General features: G+C 54.1%; 12 protein-coding genes. 6 read left to right on the top strand and 6 right to left on the bottom strand.

The features are described from left to right. The first annotated feature begins 222 nt into the window (after positions 1-222). Both GO984_RS02525 and GO984_RS02520 read left to right on the top strand, forming a co-directional pair. A complete protein-coding gene (locus GO984_RS02525) occupies positions 223-1,128 on the top strand; it encodes a coiled-coil domain-containing protein (protein WP_157020971.1) in 906 nt (301 codons plus the stop codon). Beyond that, a complete protein-coding gene (locus GO984_RS02520) occupies positions 1,128-1,523 on the top strand; it encodes a cell division protein ZapA (protein WP_157020970.1) in 396 nt (131 codons plus the stop codon). Before GO984_RS02525 ends, GO984_RS02520 begins: the two co-directional genes overlap by 1 nt. A 78-nt stretch (positions 1,524-1,601) precedes the next feature. Here the strand turns inward: GO984_RS02520 and grxD are convergent, their stop codons facing one another. The 6 genes from grxD to GO984_RS02490 all read right to left on the bottom strand — a co-directional run bounded on the left by grxD (position 1,602) and on the right by GO984_RS02490 (position 9,662). Continuing rightward, positions 1,602-1,964, bottom strand: a complete 363-nt coding sequence (gene grxD, locus GO984_RS02515) for a Grx4 family monothiol glutaredoxin (RefSeq protein WP_157020969.1) — start codon at positions 1,962-1,964, stop codon at positions 1,602-1,604. A 284-nt stretch (positions 1,965-2,248) separates the two neighbouring features. After that, the gene (locus GO984_RS02510) at positions 2,249-2,485 is read right to left on the bottom strand and encodes a BolA/IbaG family iron-sulfur metabolism protein (RefSeq protein WP_138165082.1); all 237 of its coding nucleotides are present in this window, start codon (positions 2,483-2,485) and stop codon (positions 2,249-2,251) included. A 177-nt stretch (positions 2,486-2,662) separates the two neighbouring features. Continuing rightward, positions 2,663-4,828, bottom strand: a complete 2,166-nt coding sequence (gene purL / locus GO984_RS02505; RefSeq protein ID WP_157020968.1) for a phosphoribosylformylglycinamidine synthase subunit PurL — start codon at positions 4,826-4,828, stop codon at positions 2,663-2,665. Positions 4,829-4,968: 140 nt separating this feature from the next. Beyond that, on the bottom strand, positions 4,969-6,156 hold the full coding sequence (locus GO984_RS02500; protein WP_245230966.1) for a BamA/TamA family outer membrane protein: 1,188 nt from the start codon (positions 6,154-6,156) through the stop codon (positions 4,969-4,971). Positions 6,157-6,177: 21 nt separating this feature from the next. Next, positions 6,178-8,469, bottom strand: coding sequence for a mechanosensitive ion channel family protein (locus GO984_RS02495; protein ID WP_342448054.1), 2,292 nt, complete (start codon positions 8,467-8,469; stop codon positions 6,178-6,180). A 287-nt stretch (positions 8,470-8,756) separates the two neighbouring features. After that, positions 8,757-9,662, bottom strand: a complete 906-nt coding sequence (locus GO984_RS02490) for a LysR family transcriptional regulator (protein ID WP_138165080.1) — start codon at positions 9,660-9,662, stop codon at positions 8,757-8,759. A 167-nt stretch (positions 9,663-9,829) separates the two neighbouring features. On the opposite strand from GO984_RS02490, the gene GO984_RS02485 reads away from it, so the two are divergent. The 4 genes from GO984_RS02485 (at position 9,830) to argC (ending at position 16,349) form a co-directional block, all read left to right on the top strand. Further along, a complete protein-coding gene (locus GO984_RS02485) occupies positions 9,830-13,252 on the top strand; it encodes an indolepyruvate ferredoxin oxidoreductase family protein (protein ID WP_157020967.1) in 3,423 nt (1,140 codons plus the stop codon). Between the two features lie 286 nt (positions 13,253-13,538). After that, positions 13,539-14,414, top strand: a complete 876-nt coding sequence (locus GO984_RS02480; RefSeq protein WP_157020966.1) for a lysophospholipid acyltransferase family protein — start codon at positions 13,539-13,541, stop codon at positions 14,412-14,414. 8 nt (positions 14,415-14,422) lie between these two features. After that, positions 14,423-15,232, top strand: coding sequence for a glutamate racemase (locus GO984_RS02475; protein WP_157020965.1), 810 nt, complete (start codon positions 14,423-14,425; stop codon positions 15,230-15,232). Between the two features lie 88 nt (positions 15,233-15,320). Beyond that, positions 15,321-16,349, top strand: coding sequence for an N-acetyl-gamma-glutamyl-phosphate reductase (gene argC / locus GO984_RS02470; RefSeq protein WP_157020964.1), 1,029 nt, complete (start codon positions 15,321-15,323; stop codon positions 16,347-16,349). Positions 16,350-16,354: the final 5 nt, after the last annotated feature.

The raw sequence follows: 16,354 nt of genomic DNA, 5'->3' as shown, positions 1-16,354 counted from the left end.
AGATTTAGGGCTGAATAGCAGCGATGGGGCAAAGATCAAGCGTTGCTGAGCATAACAGTGCCGAACAGGGTCAAGTTGGGCCTGCAAGTGGTTGAAAGCAAACAGGGGGTAATTTACTCCTGCTTTGGGTAAGCTGGCGCCGAATGAGATCTTGTAAGCGATTCGCAGCAGACAAACGTGGCGGCGAATTTTGAAATTGATGTGGACGGGTGAGGAACAGGCATGAGTCAAATCGAAGAATTGCAAAGTCGTATCACGGCTGCGATGGATCGGATCGGAACCGGATTGGGCGCTTTGGATGCGGCTCAGGATGGGGCCGGGATCGACGATTTGAACCAGTTGCTGGATGAAGAAAGAACTGCAAATGCGCAGCTTGAGGAACGTCTGAAAACACTGAAGACGCAACTGGCTGAGGTGCCGGCGCCCGTTGATAATTCGCAAGAATTAGAGGCGCTTCAGGCTGAGGTGGAATTGCTGCGCAACGAAGTTGGCAATCAAGACGAGAAAGACGCCTTGAAGGCCGAAGTGTCGCGTTTAACTGGTGAGATGGAAGCGGCCAGCAATACGGCTGCTTTGAAAGCTACCGAAGCTGCTGCTGCCCAGGATGCAGAAGTCGCAGAGCTAAAGTCAGAAATTGCAGCAATCCAGTCCAAATTGGATGAGGCAACAAGTGTTTCCGAAGATGCCGCAGACGAAGCCCTGAAAACCGCCGCGTTGACAGAGGAAGTCAGCGCATTGAAAGCTGAGCTGGAACAGGCAAAGGCTTCGGCTACCGAGGCCGCGCAACTTATCTCGCAACCAGACGATGCTGCTGAAATGGTAGACACCAGCGCAGAACTGGCGCGACAGAACGAAACGCTCGTGCGGTTAGATACCGAGTTACAACAGCTGCGTCATGCAAACGAAAGCCTACGCAGCGCCAATACCGCCCTGCGTGAGGCCAACGCTGCTGGGGTCGGGGATGCCGGTTTGATCAATACTGCAATGGAAGCTGAAATTGAGGGGCTGCGCGCAGCACAGGCCAGCGATCAGGCGCAGGTCAATGCGGTTCTGGCCAAACTGGAACCACTGTTGGCTAACGCGCAAAGTTTACCCGTTGAGAATATTCCTGAAGGGGAGGAAGTCTGATGCCAGAATTGACCATACATATCGGCGGTCGCGGTTTTGAGGTTTCCTGTCAGGACGGCGAGCAAAGCTATCTACAGTCCGCAGCCAAGATGCTGGACGACGAGGCGCAGGTGTTGTCAGATCAGATCGGTCGCATGCCCGAGGCACGGATGCTGCTGATGGCGGGTTTGTTGTTGGCGGATAAGACCGCGGCTGTTGAAGACCGGATCAAAATTGTCGAGGCGGAACTCGCCGAGCGAGAATCGGAGTTGGCTGATCTGCGTGCTGCGCCAGCGCCCGAGCCCGAACGTATCGAAGTCCCGGTGATCCCGCCGCAGGTGACGGATACACTGGCTGAGCTGGCCGCGAGAGCAGAATCAATGGCCGCCGAAGTCGAAGAAAAACTGGCGAAATAGACCTTTTCATCTCTTAGAACGAAAAAGGCCTCCGGAAGATCACCGGAGGCCTTTTTTATTTGTCCTGAGTACGGTGGCCTAGCCGTTGGCTTCGCGGATCTTGTTAGAGGCATCTTTGTCGAAGGTGATACCATTGGTTTCAAACATACCATCCAGTTCGCCAGACAGGGTCATTTCAACAATGATGTCGCATCCGCCGACAAATTCGCCTTTGACATAGAGCTGCGGAATGGTGGGCCAGTCGGAGTAATCTTTGATTCCCGAGCGGATGTCTTCATCGGCCAGAACATTGATGTCGGTATATTCAATGCCGATGTAGTTCAGCACACCGGCCACCTTGGACGAGAAGCCACACTGTGGCATGTCCTTGGTGCCTTTCATGAACAGCACAACGTCATTTGTTTTGACGGTTTCGTCGATACGGGTCTTTGTGTCGGTCATGTCGCGTTTCCTTAGTCTCTACTGCGCCGCGGCGCATTATTTTGTGTTACGGCTGCTTAAACGCCTGCCGGCGTCTTCTAACAGCTGGTTTCGTCTTATGGCCTGTTCAACCAGATCCAGATCAGTCGCTTCTTGTCCCAGCTCAACCTTCTTGCAGTTTGCGTTGCGCATTGTGGGTTGCGACTGCGATAGAGCCCGTCTTTTGTTGCGCTTCACATAGGCTTCAATGCCAATTGCCGCAACAATAAGTACAACAACGCTTGCTATGACCCACGCAACAGTGATTACTCAGGCGCCTTTGTTGTCAGGCCTAGGGCGTGGATTTCGCCGTTGGAGCCGTCCATTTTGCCCTTGAGCGCGGCCATCACGGCACGTTGTTGCTGCACGCGGTTTTTACCCCGAAAGCTCTCGTCGATTACCTCAGCAGAGAAGTGAACGCCATCGTCGCCCATCACGGTGATCTCGGCATTGGGGAAGCTTTCACGGATCAGCGCTTCGATATCTGAGGCTAGCATGGCCATTGGGGATGTCTCCTGACTTGTTGTCTAAGATGTAGATGTGCGGGGGCTGGGCTGCAAGGGGCAGGTGAGACAGAGATGACGAACCCCTCTACGATATATCGGCATGTCAGAACTGTGGGAAAGCCGCCCAGTCGTGATGACGGGCGGCTCCAAAGTGATTTGGATTTGGGGGCTGTGTCAGGCCACCGTAGCAGCGAAACTGCTGCGGAAGATCTCGGATAGCTCAGCCAGCGGGGCTTCGCTGCCACCAATCTTAACTGTATCGCCACCGAATTTTCCAACAGTGGTTAGCGTGACGCCTGCCTGACCGGCAGCCAGCATCAGGGCCTCGGCCTGATCAAAATTACAGGCAACCAGATAACGCGCCTGATCTTCACCAAACAGGGTTGGTGTGTCGCTGGCGTCGATTTGAACACCAACACCACCTGCCTCGGCCAGTTCAAAGGCAGCCAGCGCCAGGCCACCGTCGGACAGATCGGTGCAGACTTTGATATAGTCGCGGTTGTTGCGCACAAAATCACCATTGCGCTTTTCAGCGTCCAGATCCACCGCAGGGGCGTCGCCATCTTCGCGGTTGAAGACTTCTGCCAGTAGAGCGGACTGGCCAAGATGACCAAGCGTATCGCCGATCAGCAGTGCGACGTGACCGTCACGAGCTTCACCGATAATCGGTTCCTCTCCGGCGGCGACGAGACCCACAGCCCCAATGGTTGGGGTCGGCAGGATGCCCTGACCGTCAGTTTCGTTGTATAGTGACACGTTGCCGGACACGATGGGCATGTCCAGTGCAGCGACGGCCTGACCAATGCCATCCAGCGCGCCGACAAACTGGCCCATAATTTCGGGCTTCTCCGGATTGCCAAAATTCAAGTTGTCGGTTGTGGCCAAAGGCTTGGCACCAACTGCGGTCAGGTTGCGGTAAGCCTCGGCCACCGCCTGCTTGCCGCCTTCAGTTGGGTTGGCTTTGACATAGCGGGGGGTCACGTCCGAAGTGAAGGCCAGCATCTTTTCAGTGCCGTGTACCCGGATCAGGCCTGAGCCAACACCGGGACGACGAGCGGTGTCCCCCATGACGGTGGTGTCATACTGTTCGTAGACCCACTGCTTACCGGCATAGTTGGGCGAAGAAATCAGACCCTTGAGGCCGTCAATGGGATCTATGGTTGGCACATCGGCGTCTGTCAGTGGTTCCGCAGCGGGGGTTGGAACCCAAGGGCGGTCATATTCTGGGGCAGAACCTGCCAGCGTGGCCAGCGGCAGGTCGGCTTTGACCTCGCCGTTGTGCAGGATCAGGAACCGGTCTTCGGCGATGGTTTCGCCAACAATGGCAAAATCCAGATCCCATTTTACAAACACAGCGCGGGCTTCGGCTTCCAGCTCGGGGTTTAGCACCATCAGCATGCGTTCCTGAGATTCTGACAGCATCATCTCATAGGCTGTCATGTTCTCTTCGCGCTGCGGCACGTCTTCGAGGTTTAGTTTGACACCAAGGCCACCCTTGTCACCCATTTCTACAGCCGAACAGGTGAGACCCGCTGCGCCCATGTCCTGGATCGAGATCACGGCACCGGTGCCCATCAGCTCCAGCGTGGCTTCCATCAGACGCTTTTCAGTGAAGGGGTCACCAACCTGAACGGTGGGGCGTTTTTCTTCGATGGTATCGTCGAACTCAGCTGAGGCCATTGTTGCGCCACCAACGCCATCTCGGCCGGTTTTGGCGCCAAGGTAAACAACAGGCATGCCAATGCCCGATGCAGCTGAGTAGAAAATTTTGTCAGTGTCAGCCAGGCCCGCCGCAAAGGCATTGACCAGGCAGTTGCCGTTATACGCCGGGTGAAAGCGGACTTCGCCGCCAACGCAGGGCACGCCAAAGCAGTTGCCGTAACCACCAACACCTTCGACCACGCCATTGACCAGCTGAGTGGTCTTGTGGTGCGCGGGTTCACCAAAGGACAGCGAGTTCATAGCCGCAATGGGGCGAGCGCCCATTGTGAAAACATCGCGCAAAATGCCGCCTACACCCGTGGCCGCACCCTGATAGGGCTCAATGTACGACGGGTGGTTGTGGCTTTCCATCTTGAACACCACACATTGGCCATCACCGATATCGACGATACCCGCATTTTCACCAGGGCCACAGATGACCTGTGGTCCCTCGGTCGGCAAAGTACGTAACCATTTCTTGGAGGATTTGTAGGAACAGTGCTCATTCCACATCGCCGAGAAAATGCCCAACTCGGTATAGGTTGGGACGCGGCCCATGATTTCCAGGATGCGATCGTATTCCGCGGGGCTCAATCCGTGGCTTTCAATCAGTTCTGATGTGATGGCTGGTTCTTGCATCGATCATATTTCCCGGATGGCTGGATTTGGGCGCCTTTTAGGACAACTAGGCCGCCGGGGGAAGGGTAAAGCGCCAAAACAAGGTGTAGCAATTGGTGCGGTCCGGATCGAACCGGTATTGGTTGCCCTGATCTGCCCGGTCAGAACCGTTGTCCAACATAGATATAGATCTGATCATCGCCCAGATTGTTGTGGCTGACGTCCACCGAGAAATCGACCGGGAATTTCTTGGAAACCCGGTAGCGGGCACCGACACCAATGGCACTGTGGCTGCCACCATCTCGAAGTTGGTCAAATTTTGCCCCGGTCCAGCCAACGCCGCCAAAGACCACACCACCCCAGCGCGAACCAAAGCGATGGCGATATTCGGCTTGTAAGGAGGTAGAGCGTAGATCGAGAAACTGGGTCGAATTGAAACCACGCATGTTATCAGTGGCACCGATTGAACATTGATCAAAGAACGGGGTTTCATCCGTTGTGGAGCAGATAACGCCGCGTAGAGCTACTGTGCTGCTCTCGTTCAGTGGTTTGTACCAATCATAAATGGCATGGGCCTTGTCGTAACTGGCGCGGGCGCTGCTAAGGAAAAATCCACGCGTGACTTCGGCGGTTAATCGAGAGCCTTCGGTTGGGTAGTCGCTGTCATTGCGGCGATCCCAATCCGCGCTAATGCCGGCAGTTAGGACTTCGAGGGTTAGATCCGGATCATAACTAGGCGGCAGGGATGGCAAGCCGGGGAAATCGGCAGAGATGGAAGTATCCAGGTAGCGCATAACGCCGCCAAACCTAAGATTATCTGTCACGCCATACGCCAGACTGAAACGGGCTAAATAGCCATCTTGATGTACAGGAAACGGCCCCAGTGAGGTGTACAGATCATAGCGAACGTCCGCTTTGCCTGCAAAGGCGCTGACCAGCCAATGGTTGTTGTTAAATGCAAGGCTGGCCATCACGCCAGCAGCCTGACTGCCATTGTCAGACCGCATGGCGCCCGCACCAATGACAGAGGTATTGGAATTCTCATCGGTCTTGAAAAGATATCCGGCGCCAAGAGCCAGACCAGACCCAATGGTGGGGTTGGAAAACGGGATAGGGGCCACAACAACCGAGCCGTTCTTGAAGCCAAAGTCGGTGTCTTTCCCCAGTTTTTCTACAGGTTGCATTTGCCGGTCGACATCATCCGGGCCAACCGCCCATGCCAATTGCGGAATACAGCTACATATCAACGCAACGGTGGCCGTCATCTGACGGCCACCGTGTGTAAGTTTATTCCAGGACAGAGTTCGACCTGTAATTGACCAAAATGAAGCCGCAAATTGAGTGGTCATCTTCGTCCTTCCTAAGCAGAATTAGGTCTTCGCCTTGGCTGCAAGTTCTTCCTCGGCCTTTTGTTCTACCTGCTGTTGAACTGCAGCGCCCGCGGCTGCGGAAATGGCAGTTTTGTCGGCCTCTGTCAGTTCCTTAGTTTCGTCTCCACCGGGAAGGGCAACACGGACCTCGCGGCGGGCGAATTCAATACCAGCGGCGTCAAATTCCTTGCGCACCCGGTTATAGATTTCCTTGCGGATGGTGAACTGCGTTCCCGGTTTCGCCATGAATTTGCCGCGCATGACGATGCCAACATCATCAAACTGGAACACACCCTGACTTTTGAAGGGCTCAAGGAAGTCATCCTTGAACAGCGGTTCCTGCATCATCTCTGCACCGATCTTTTTGAAGATCTTTTTGACCTTATTGGGATCGGTATCAAATGGCACAGTGAACATCAATTTCATGATGACCCAGTCGCGGCTGAAGTTGGTCAGCTTGGGAATTTCGCCATAGGGGATGGTATGCACTAATCCGCGGTGGTGACGCAGCTGCATGGAGCGGATCGAGATTTTTTCGACCGTGCCCATTGTACCGCCAACCTCAACGTATTCGCCAACACGAAACGCATCATCAATCAGGAAGAACACGCCAGAGACCACATCGGCCACCAGCTTTTGCGCACCAAAACCAATCGCAAGGCCAAGGATACCAGCACCAGCCAGCAATGGCGTAATATCGATGCCAAGGCTGCCCACAGCCAACAGGCCAAAAATCACTATGATCCCAGTCTGGGCACTGACCAGAGCCAATGGCAAGACGGTGGTCAGGCGTGAGCCCCCAGCTCCGCCACCTTCACCACCAGCCGCGTCTTCCTCGACAACGCCAAGCGAGGTTTGCTCTTTTGCCAGTTGTCGGTTTACGTAAAGCGAGACAAGTTCGTAGATCACATATCCAGTGGCGACGGTCATTGTGAACTCAACAAAATTAGCGGCAAAGCGCTCACCAACACCGGCAGCAGCCAAGTTGCGAAGGTCCAAGTTCCAAGCGGCTGCCACGCGCAACACCACAAACAGGCCCGCGATGACACGACCAATTTTGATGTAACTGCGCTTGGTCGCTTTGTAGGCAGCCTCGGCCACTGCACCTTCGCCAATCATCGGCGGTTGCAAGTGACGCACCAAGCCGCGAATGGCGGTGTCGATTGCCGGAGCCAGCAGCAACCAGAACATGGTGGTGTAATGCGGTGCGGTCAGCAGCAGTTTGATATGTCCAGAGCCGGACAGAACCTGTACGACAATCCAAGTTACCAATGCGACAGCTACTGCAAAGTAAGGGTAGGCTTTGGCGACCCATTCATCAAATTTACTACGGTCCGGATCTGTGCCACGCATCATCTCTGACAGACCTGCGCGGGCGGTCCAGAAAATGAGTGCAACATAGATGTGCACGGCAGTGTTGAGCCAGAAGGCAATTCGGGTTTCGTTGATGGCAACTCCGTTTGCGGTATCAAACCCAACAATAAACAGTGTGAAACCACCCAGGAGTACCAGCCCGATTATGTTGCGGTGCAAAAAGCCGGCCCAGCGGCTGTTGATATTCACCAGCCGCAGATCAGCCCGGTGTGGGGCAAGAATAAAACGTGAAATGGCAGCGCCAAGACGTGGGAACCAGATCAGATAGGTCACAAACGGTCCGGCAAAGCTAAGTTCTGCAGGGCTAAGCAACGTCAGGCCAACAAACCGCAGCGCAAAGTAAAAGGCTACCAGTCCAAGTATGTCACGACCAAACCGTCGCGCCAGAAAGCTGAGTGCACTCCATAGTGTGGCGTCTTCGGACGGTGTTTCATCCCCTTGCCATCGTCGGCTTAGTAGGTTTGTTACGAATTCAGCGGCAAGACCTGCGCCAATGGCGATCGCCATAAAGGCAAATAGCTTTAACAGGCCGGCATTTCCAAAAGAGGCTTGGAAATTGGAAAGCGCCTCACCCTGTTTGCTGAACAATACCGGCAGTTTGGAAACTGCGTCCAGAGTAGGGGTGTAGAAGGCCACCCAGGTCTCTTGAGCGATTGTGATTAGACTTTTGCCTGACTGTTGCGCCGTTTGTGTGGTTGCCACTGCGTCCAGACGATCAAGCAACAGGTTGCGGACCTGGTCATCCGACATCCTGGCAACCATTTCGTGAATGGCTTCTGGGGTCAGCGGGTCCGGCAGAGTGATTTCAGCTGGCGCAGCTGTGGATGTGTTGGGCAAAGGGACCTGTGCCTGCACGGCAGAGGAAACGACGCCTGCAAATAGCAATATGCTGAGCGTTGATAAGAGACGGAATAACACAATTGGATCCTTTAAAACGGCTTTGCCAATAGGTTTAAGCTTCTGGTCTTGAAAATGCACGGGTTATTAGAAATGCACCTTGAAAAACACTTTGGCGAAACAGTTGGGGCTATTGGACTAGAAAGCCAAAAAAAAGGCCGAGCACTAAGCTCGGCCGAAGTCCAACAGGGAGGTGAAGGAGAGGCAATTGCCATCGCCTTCGAGAGTGATTTAGGGTCCCTGTGATGTTCGATCAAGGCACGAAATGCCGCAGGCGCAGCATTGCTGCTATGCGTTTTGTGCATGGCTTACAGTTTGCCAAGTTCTTTCAGATGTTTGCGGTGGGCGATGATCTCATTTTGCACAAAATCTCTAAAGGCGGAAATGCGCCGAGAATGCCGTAATTCTTCCGGATAGGCTAAGTACACCGGGACTTCACCCGCATCGTTGCTGTGTAAAATATTTATCAGGTCGGGAGAGTCCTCAGTGACGTAGTCGGGTAAGACACCGATCCCCAAATCGTGAGAAACGCCCTGCAATACAGCAAAATAGTTGTTCACGGTAAGCAAGGATAATGGGTTGTGAGTCATCAGCTTCTGAACCAGTACGGCAGCGGAACCAACCTGCGGAGAGCGCGGATCTTGGCAGATCAGCCGGTGTTTTGACATCTCTGACAGCTCTTGCGGTGTGCCGTTACGCTCCAAGTAGGCGCGAGAGGCATAGAGCCGCATTTTGACAGTCATCAACCTTTTACGGATCAAATCCGCCTGACTTGGTTCTTTCATACGAATCGCCACATCAGCCTCGCGCATTGGCAGATCGAGTACGCGCTCTTCCAACATTAGGTCGATTTTCAGGTCTGGGAACTGGTCGTACAGTTTGGTCAGTCGCGGAGCCAACCAAAGTGTTCCAAATCCAGTCGTCGTGGTGACACGTAGTTCACCAAACACTTCTTCATCGCTGTCACGAATTCGGGCCGAAGCTGTTTCCAGCCGTTTTGACATGGCGACTGTGGCATCAAACAGCAATTCTCCCTGTTCGGTGAGAATCAGGCCACGCGCATGTCGGTGAAACAGGGTGGCGCTTAGGCTTTCTTCAAGCGCGCGAATCTGTCGACTAACCGCCGATTGCGACAAATTCAATTTGTCGCCTGCGTGGGTCAGGCTGCCGGCATCGGCAACCGCGTGAAAAATTCTTAGCTTGTCCCAGTCCATGTGCATCTCTTTTGATCTACTGCGACTAACCTATATGAATTGTATCACTTGTTTCAATTTCAACCGTGTCCTGAAGACAGTTTTTACAAAATATAGCTATACAGGTCAGCAATTGTGACCTATTAGTTGAAAAAACAATGCAAGCTAGTCAAGGTTGGGAGGCCCCGATGAGCACGCAAAAAATTTCGCTCAATGACAAATATGACCTGGAAAAATCGCCGGTCATGTTAAACGGCACGCAAGCGCTGGTGCGCCTGATGTTGATGCAAAAGGCGCGTGACGCGCAGGCCGGTCTGAATACGGCTGGCTTGGTCACCGGATATCGCGGATCGCCACTGGGTGCCGTAGATACAATGATGATGCGGGCTGAAAAGCAGCTAAAAGCGGCGGATGTTACCTTTCAGCTGGGGCTGAACGAAGATCTGGCCGCAACAGCGCTATGGGGCAGTCAACAGGCCGAAGTCCGTGGTGAAGGTAAATTCGACGGCGTGTTTGGGCTTTGGTACGGTAAAGGGCCGGGCGTTGACCGTTCGGGCGATGTGATCCGCCACGCCAACATGGCCGGAAGCTCCAAGCACGGCGGCGTGCTGTTGGCGATGGGCGACGACCACACAGGTGAATCCTCAACCGTGCTGCACCAATCGGAATGGGCCCTCATGGATGCCTATTTGCCGATTGTCAGCCCGGCGGGTGTTCAGGAAATTCTGGACTACGGCATCTATGGCATGGCGCTCAGCCGGTTTTCGGGGCTCTGGGTTGGCCTGAAGACGATGAAGGACACCATCGAGGTGACCTCGGTTGTGGATGGGGACCCGGACCGGATCAAGCTGGTTACGCCTGAATTCGAAATGCCCAACGATGGGCTGAATATCCGTCTGGCCGATGACCGCTTCCAACAGGAAGACCGGATAATTGACTATAAACGTTTTGCTGCCGAAGCGTTCTCGCATGCCAATAAGATGGACAAGCGCATGTGGGGTCAGCGGGGTGCAAAAATCGGTTTTGTTGCTGCGGGTAAAAACTGGCTGGACCTGAGCCATGCGTTGTCGTTGCTGAACATTGATGAAAATATGGCCGACCGGCTGGGCATCACCACCTATAAGGTCGGACAAACCTTCCCGCTGGATATGAAAGGTTTTCACGATTGGGCGGAAGGTCTGGACCTGATCGTTGTTGTTGAAGAAAAACGCAAACTGATCGAAGTGCAGATCAAAGAAGCTATCTTTGATGATCGCCGTGGTCGCCGGGTTTACGGTTGGCACAAAGGGGGCGGTGCGGGCTCGATGCACGGCGAAGAGCTGTTCCAAACTCGGTTTGCGCTGGATCCGATTATGATCGCCGAGAAACTTGGTCAGATCTTGATCGAAGAGGGCCGCGAAACCGATGCTATTCACGCAGGCCTATCGGCTCTTGAGGACGCGCGCCGGGCGGACAATGCCGAAGAAATCACCTCGCGTCTGCCTTACTTCTGTTCTGGATGCCCACATAACTCCTCCACCAAACTTCCGGATGGGTCTCGCGCCTATGCCGGTATTGGTTGCCACTTTATGGTGCAGTGGATGGACCGCGAAACCACTGGGTTTACTCATATGGGTGGGGAGGGCGCCAACTGGATTGGCGAGGCTCCCTTCTCGAACCGACCCCATGTTTTCCAGAACCTAGGCGATGGCACCTACAATCATTCAGGCATTCAAGCGATCCGCGCTGCCCTGGCTGAGGGTACCAACATAACCTATAAGATCCTGTACAATGATGCGGTTGCCATGACCGGTGGACAGGGTAACGAAGGCGGGCTGGATGCTCCGCGTATCGCTCGCGAGCTTGTGGCCATGGGCATCAAGACCATGGCGGTGGTCTATGATGAGAAAGAAGACGTCGACGCCAAACAATTTCCCTCCGGTATGCGAATGCATGAACGGGGTGAGCTGATGAACGTTCAGCGCGAATTTGAAAAGGTCGAAGGGGTATCAGCCATCCTGTATATCCAGACCTGTGCTGCTGAAAAACGCCGTCGCCGCAAGCGTGGTCTGTTTCCAGACCCGGATCAGCGGGTGTTCATCAATACAGATGTTTGTGAAGGATGCGGTGATTGTGGCGTTCAGTCCAACTGCGTGTCAATTGTTCCTGCCGAAACCGAACTGGGCCGTAAGCGTGCGATTGATCAATCGTCCTGCAACAAGGATTTTTCTTGCCTGAACGGCTTTTGTCCCTCTTTCCTGAGTTTGGAAGGCGCAAAGCCGCGAAAAGACCCTACCACACAGTTAGATTTGCCAGATCTGCCGCAGCCAGATCTCCCGACAATCGATGGCACGTTTAATGTTGTCATCACTGGGGTCGGCGGCACTGGCGTTGTGACCATTGGTGCAGTTCTTGCTCAGGCGGCACAAATTGACGGCAAAGGCGCCGGCATGATGGAAATGGCGGGTTTGGCGCAAAAGGGTGGCGCAGTGCACATCCATTGCCGCTTGGCCAATCGCCCGGAAGACATCAGCGCAATCCGTGTGGCCACCGGCGAGGCCCATGCATTGATTGGTGGCGACTTAGTGGTGAGCGCAGGTGCCAAAACATTGGGGCTGACGTCGCTTGAACGTACTGGGGCTGTGGTCAATAGCCACGAGATCATCACCGGTGATTTTACCCGCAATACGGATTTCACCATTCCAACTGACCGGTTGCAACTGGCGCTGGAAGCACGGTTGCGGGATCGTCTGGACTTGTTCGACGCGACCGACCTGGCGAAAGCCACGCTTGGAGATTCGATTTTTTCCAACATGATGGTGTTTGGTGCGGCCTGGCAGCGTGGTTTGATCCCTCTGACTTTGGAGGCGTTAACCCAGGCGATCACCATGAACGGTGCCGCTGTCGAACGTAACCTGCGGGCCTTTGATATTGGTCGCTGGGCGGTTCTGTTCCCGGCCGAGGCAAAAGGTGTAAGCCAGCCCAAGGTCGTTGATCTGCCCAAAACACTGGATGAAAAAATATCCTATCGCAGTGATGCTCTGGTGGCATATCAGGGCAAACGCCTGGCCAAGCGTTATGGCAAACTGCTGGAAGGTATCAGTGATAAGCCTCTCAAAGAAGCCACGGCCAAAGGCTATCACAAACTACTGGCCTATAAGGATGAGTACGAGGTTGCCAGATTGCTGCTGGACAGTCGCGCCAAGGCAGAGGTTGAGTTTGAGGGTGATTTCAAGATGTCCTTTAATTTGGCTCCTCCCATGCTGGGCGGAAAAGACGCCAATGGCCGTCCCAAAAAGCGCAAATTTGGCCCGGGAACACTGCGTCTGTTGCGGTTGCTCGCCAAAATGAAATCTCTGCGTGGTACACCGTTGGATCTGTTTGGGTATTCGGCAGATCGCAAAATGGAGCGTGCACTGATCAAGCAATATGAAGCGGATATGAAGGCTTGGTTGCCTAAGGCAAGCCCAGAGATCATGGAACCGCTGATTGCACTGGCCGAACTGCCGTTACAAATTCGTGGCTTTGGCCCTGTCAAACACGAAAGCGAACTAAAGGCGGCCAAGCGCCGTGAGGAGTTGCTGATTGTGTTGCAACAGGGCGGAACGCAGCTGAACAAGGCGGCGGAATAGGCGCAACGCTGATCCTAATTCAAAGAAAGGCCGGGTAATCCCGGCCTTTTTGTTATGAACCCTAGTCGTCGATAGCGTTTCCAACGAAGGGTATCCAACAATTTATCTGGCTAAAGAATAGTCTGTCGGTAGAAACGCCTGAAGCAACAAGATGATGACGCTGTGGCGCATCCGTGCAGTCATAACTAATCCCGTTTCAATCTCTGTCACTGGCATGTTACGCGGCTCGCATATTTTGGAACACATAAGCCGGTGTTCCGGTTCCTTCCCTTGGAGTACCGCCAGAATGCAAGCGCGCCATATTGCCCGCGATATCTCCTACGCACATTCGGCTGAAACCCGTTCCGGTCGGTTCCTGATCAAACTGATGGAAAACTCAACGGGCCGACTTGGTTTGATTAAGCGGGCCAAAGGATATCAGCATGATATTACCGAGGGCCATGACTTCTGGTCAGTTATGGCTGAACGCTACGGGTTAACCCTGGACGTGATGGCGGGGTCTCTTACGAACATACCAACAGACGGACCATTGATCCTGATTGCAAACCATCCTTATGGAATACTGGATGGGCTAATGATGGGGCACATATTGTCCCAATCGCGCTCCGATTTTCGCATTTTGGCGCACCGCGTGTTTCAAAATGCCGAGGACCTGAACCGGGTCGTGCTGCCTGTTTCATTCAAAGAGACCAAAGATGCCTTAAGGACCAACTTGCAAACACGAAAAACCGCGCTCAACTATCTGGGACAGGGCGGAGCAATTGGTATTTTTCCCGGAGGCACCGTTTCCACCGGAGCACGCCCGTTTGATTATCCAATGGATCCGGGGTGGCGTGGCTTTACGGCACGGATGGTTGCCAAATCTAATGCGACGGTTGTGCCGCTGTTTTTTGAGGGTCATACATCGCGCTTGTTTCAAATCGCCAGTCATCTACACGGTACGTTGCGGATGGGGTTGTTGATCAAGGAATTCAAAAAACGGGTAGATACGCCGGTGAAAGTAGTGATTGGGGATCCGTTGCAGCGTGATGTTTTGGATCCTTTGGTCACAGATTCCAAAGCAATGATGGATTTCCTGCGCAAAGCCACGTATGAGCTGTCTCCAAAGCCGTTGAACAACAACGGCTATGGCTATGAATTCGAGGACAGGCATCGCGCCTGACAGGGACAATGGCAGTTGGTATCTTTGATTCTGGATTGGGCGGGCTAACCGTTCTGAACGCCGCGCAGCAACGTCTGCCGGATGTGGATTTCCTTTATTATGGCGACAGCGCCCATGCGCCTTATGGGGTACGCGACGCTGAAGACGTCTTTCAGTTGACTCGGCAAGCGGTTGAAACGATGTGGGCGCATGGCTGCGATCTGGTTATACTGGCCTGCAACACCGCGAGCGCTGCTGCCCTGCGCAGGATGCAAGAAGGTGGTCTGCCTCCGGGCAAACGGGTGTTGGGCGTGTTTGTTCCCCTGATTGAGGCCCTGACGGAACGAGAGTGGGGCGATAACTCCCCCCCACGTGAAGTTGAGGTCAAACATGTGGCGCTGTTTGCGACGCCAGCGACCGTGGCCAGCCGTGCCTTTCAGCGTGAACTGGCGTTTCGGGCTATTGGCGTCGATGTCGAAGCACAAAGCTGCGGCGGTGTTGTGGATGCCATCGAAGAGGGTGATGAAATCCTGGCCGAAGCTTTGGTGCGCAGCCATGTGGATGCGCTAAAGCGCAAGATGCCTGAACCACAAGCCGCAATATTGGGCTGTACCCATTATCCGCTGATGGAAGATATCTTTCAAAAGGCGCTGGGACCGAATGTCACTGTTTACAGTCAGGGCGATCTGGTTGCTGAAAGTCTGGCGCATTATCTTGAGCGTCATCCGGATATGATGGGGCGCGGACCTGGCGGTTTTCTGACCAGCGGCGATGCCACTCGGGTATCAGACCGCGCCACTCAGTTTTTGCGACGAGAGATAACCTTCTCAGCGGCCTGATCCAGGTCAAAGCACTCATCCATTTTTGTTCTAAAAGTTCATTGTCAGTCATGGCAATGATACATGACATGTAAGAAAGAGGTCTGACATGACCCATAAAATCGCAATTCTGGGCGCTAGCGGCTACACTGGTGCTGAACTGGTGCGGCTGATCTCGCAGCATCCGAGCTTTGAAATCGCGGCCCTGTCTGCGGACCGTAAGGCAGGCATGGAAATGTCACAGGTGTTCCCGCATCTGCGTCATTTGGATATGCCAACCCTGTGTAAGATTGGTGAGATTGATTTTTCTCAGATCGATCTGTGTTTTTGTGCCCTGCCGCATAAAACCAGCCAGGAAGTGATTGCTGCACTACCCAAAACGCTAAAGATCGTTGATCTGTCCGCGGACTTCCGGCTGCGTGATCCGGCGGCTTATGAAAAGTGGTACGGAAATCCACACAACGCGCTGGAGCAGCAGACGGAGGCGGTTTACGGGCTGACCGAATTTTACCGCAACGACATCGCTGCCGCACGTTTGGTAGCTGGCACCGGGTGTAATGCTGCCACTGGGCAGTTTGCATTGCGGCCCCTAATTGCAGACGGGGTGATTGATCTGGACGAAATCATTCTGGACCTGAAATGCGCCGTTTCTGGTGCGGGGCGATCTCTTAAAGAAGGGTTGCTGCACGCCGAGCTGAGTGAGGGTTACAACGCCTATGCTATCGGTGGCACGCACCGGCATCTGGGAGAGTTTGATCAAGAGTTTTCAAAGGTGGCCGGCCGCGCGGTTAAGGTGCAGTTCACCCCGCATCTCATGCCTGCCAACCGGGGTATTCTGGCTACGGCTTATGTCAAAGGTGATGCCCAGCATATCCATGAGTGTCTGGCGGCAGCTTACACCGGCGAGCCGTTCATCGAAGTGCTTCCCTTTGGTGAGGCTCCCAGTACTCATCATGTGAGGGGCTCAAACTTTTGTCACATCGGTGTTGCGGCCGACCGGATCGAAGGTCGTGCAATTGTTATCGCCGCATTGGATAACCTGACAAAAGGTAGCAGCGGGCAGGCCTTGCAGAACGCCAATCTGATGTTAGGTGAAGATGAAACATCGGGTCTGATGATGGCCCCGCTATTCCCGTGAGGATG

This window comes from Parasedimentitalea huanghaiensis, from assembly GCF_009753675.1.
GTDB lineage: Bacteria > Pseudomonadota > Alphaproteobacteria > Rhodobacterales > Rhodobacteraceae > Parasedimentitalea > Parasedimentitalea huanghaiensis.
Note: the sequence above shows the minus strand (reverse complement) of the source record. Positions and strands in the feature narration are given on the sequence as shown.

Excerpts from the sequence above, each read along its gene's own strand:
- GO984_RS02525 (WP_157020971.1), top strand. The coding sequence starts at position 223 with ATGAGTCAAATCGAAGAATTGCAAAGTCGTATCACGGCTGCGATGGAT.
- GO984_RS02520 (WP_157020970.1), top strand. The coding sequence starts at position 1,128 with ATGCCAGAATTGACCATACATATCGGCGGTCGCGGTTTTGAGGTTTCC.
- grxD (WP_157020969.1), bottom strand. The coding sequence starts at position 1,964 with ATGACCGACACAAAGACCCGTATCGACGAAACCGTCAAAACAAATGAC.
- GO984_RS02510 (WP_138165082.1), bottom strand. The coding sequence starts at position 2,485 with ATGGCCATGCTAGCCTCAGATATCGAAGCGCTGATCCGTGAAAGCTTC.
- purL (WP_157020968.1), bottom strand. The coding sequence starts at position 4,828 with ATGCAAGAACCAGCCATCACATCAGAACTGATTGAAAGCCACGGATTG.
- GO984_RS02500 (WP_245230966.1), bottom strand. The coding sequence starts at position 6,156 with ATGACCACTCAATTTGCGGCTTCATTTTGGTCAATTACAGGTCGAACT.
- GO984_RS02490 (WP_138165080.1), bottom strand. The coding sequence starts at position 9,662 with ATGGACTGGGACAAGCTAAGAATTTTTCACGCGGTTGCCGATGCCGGC.
- GO984_RS02485 (WP_157020967.1), top strand. The coding sequence starts at position 9,830 with ATGAGCACGCAAAAAATTTCGCTCAATGACAAATATGACCTGGAAAAA.
- GO984_RS02480 (WP_157020966.1), top strand. The coding sequence starts at position 13,539 with ATGCAAGCGCGCCATATTGCCCGCGATATCTCCTACGCACATTCGGCT.
- GO984_RS02475 (WP_157020965.1), top strand. The coding sequence starts at position 14,423 with ATGGCAGTTGGTATCTTTGATTCTGGATTGGGCGGGCTAACCGTTCTG.
- argC (WP_157020964.1), top strand. The coding sequence starts at position 15,321 with ATGACCCATAAAATCGCAATTCTGGGCGCTAGCGGCTACACTGGTGCT.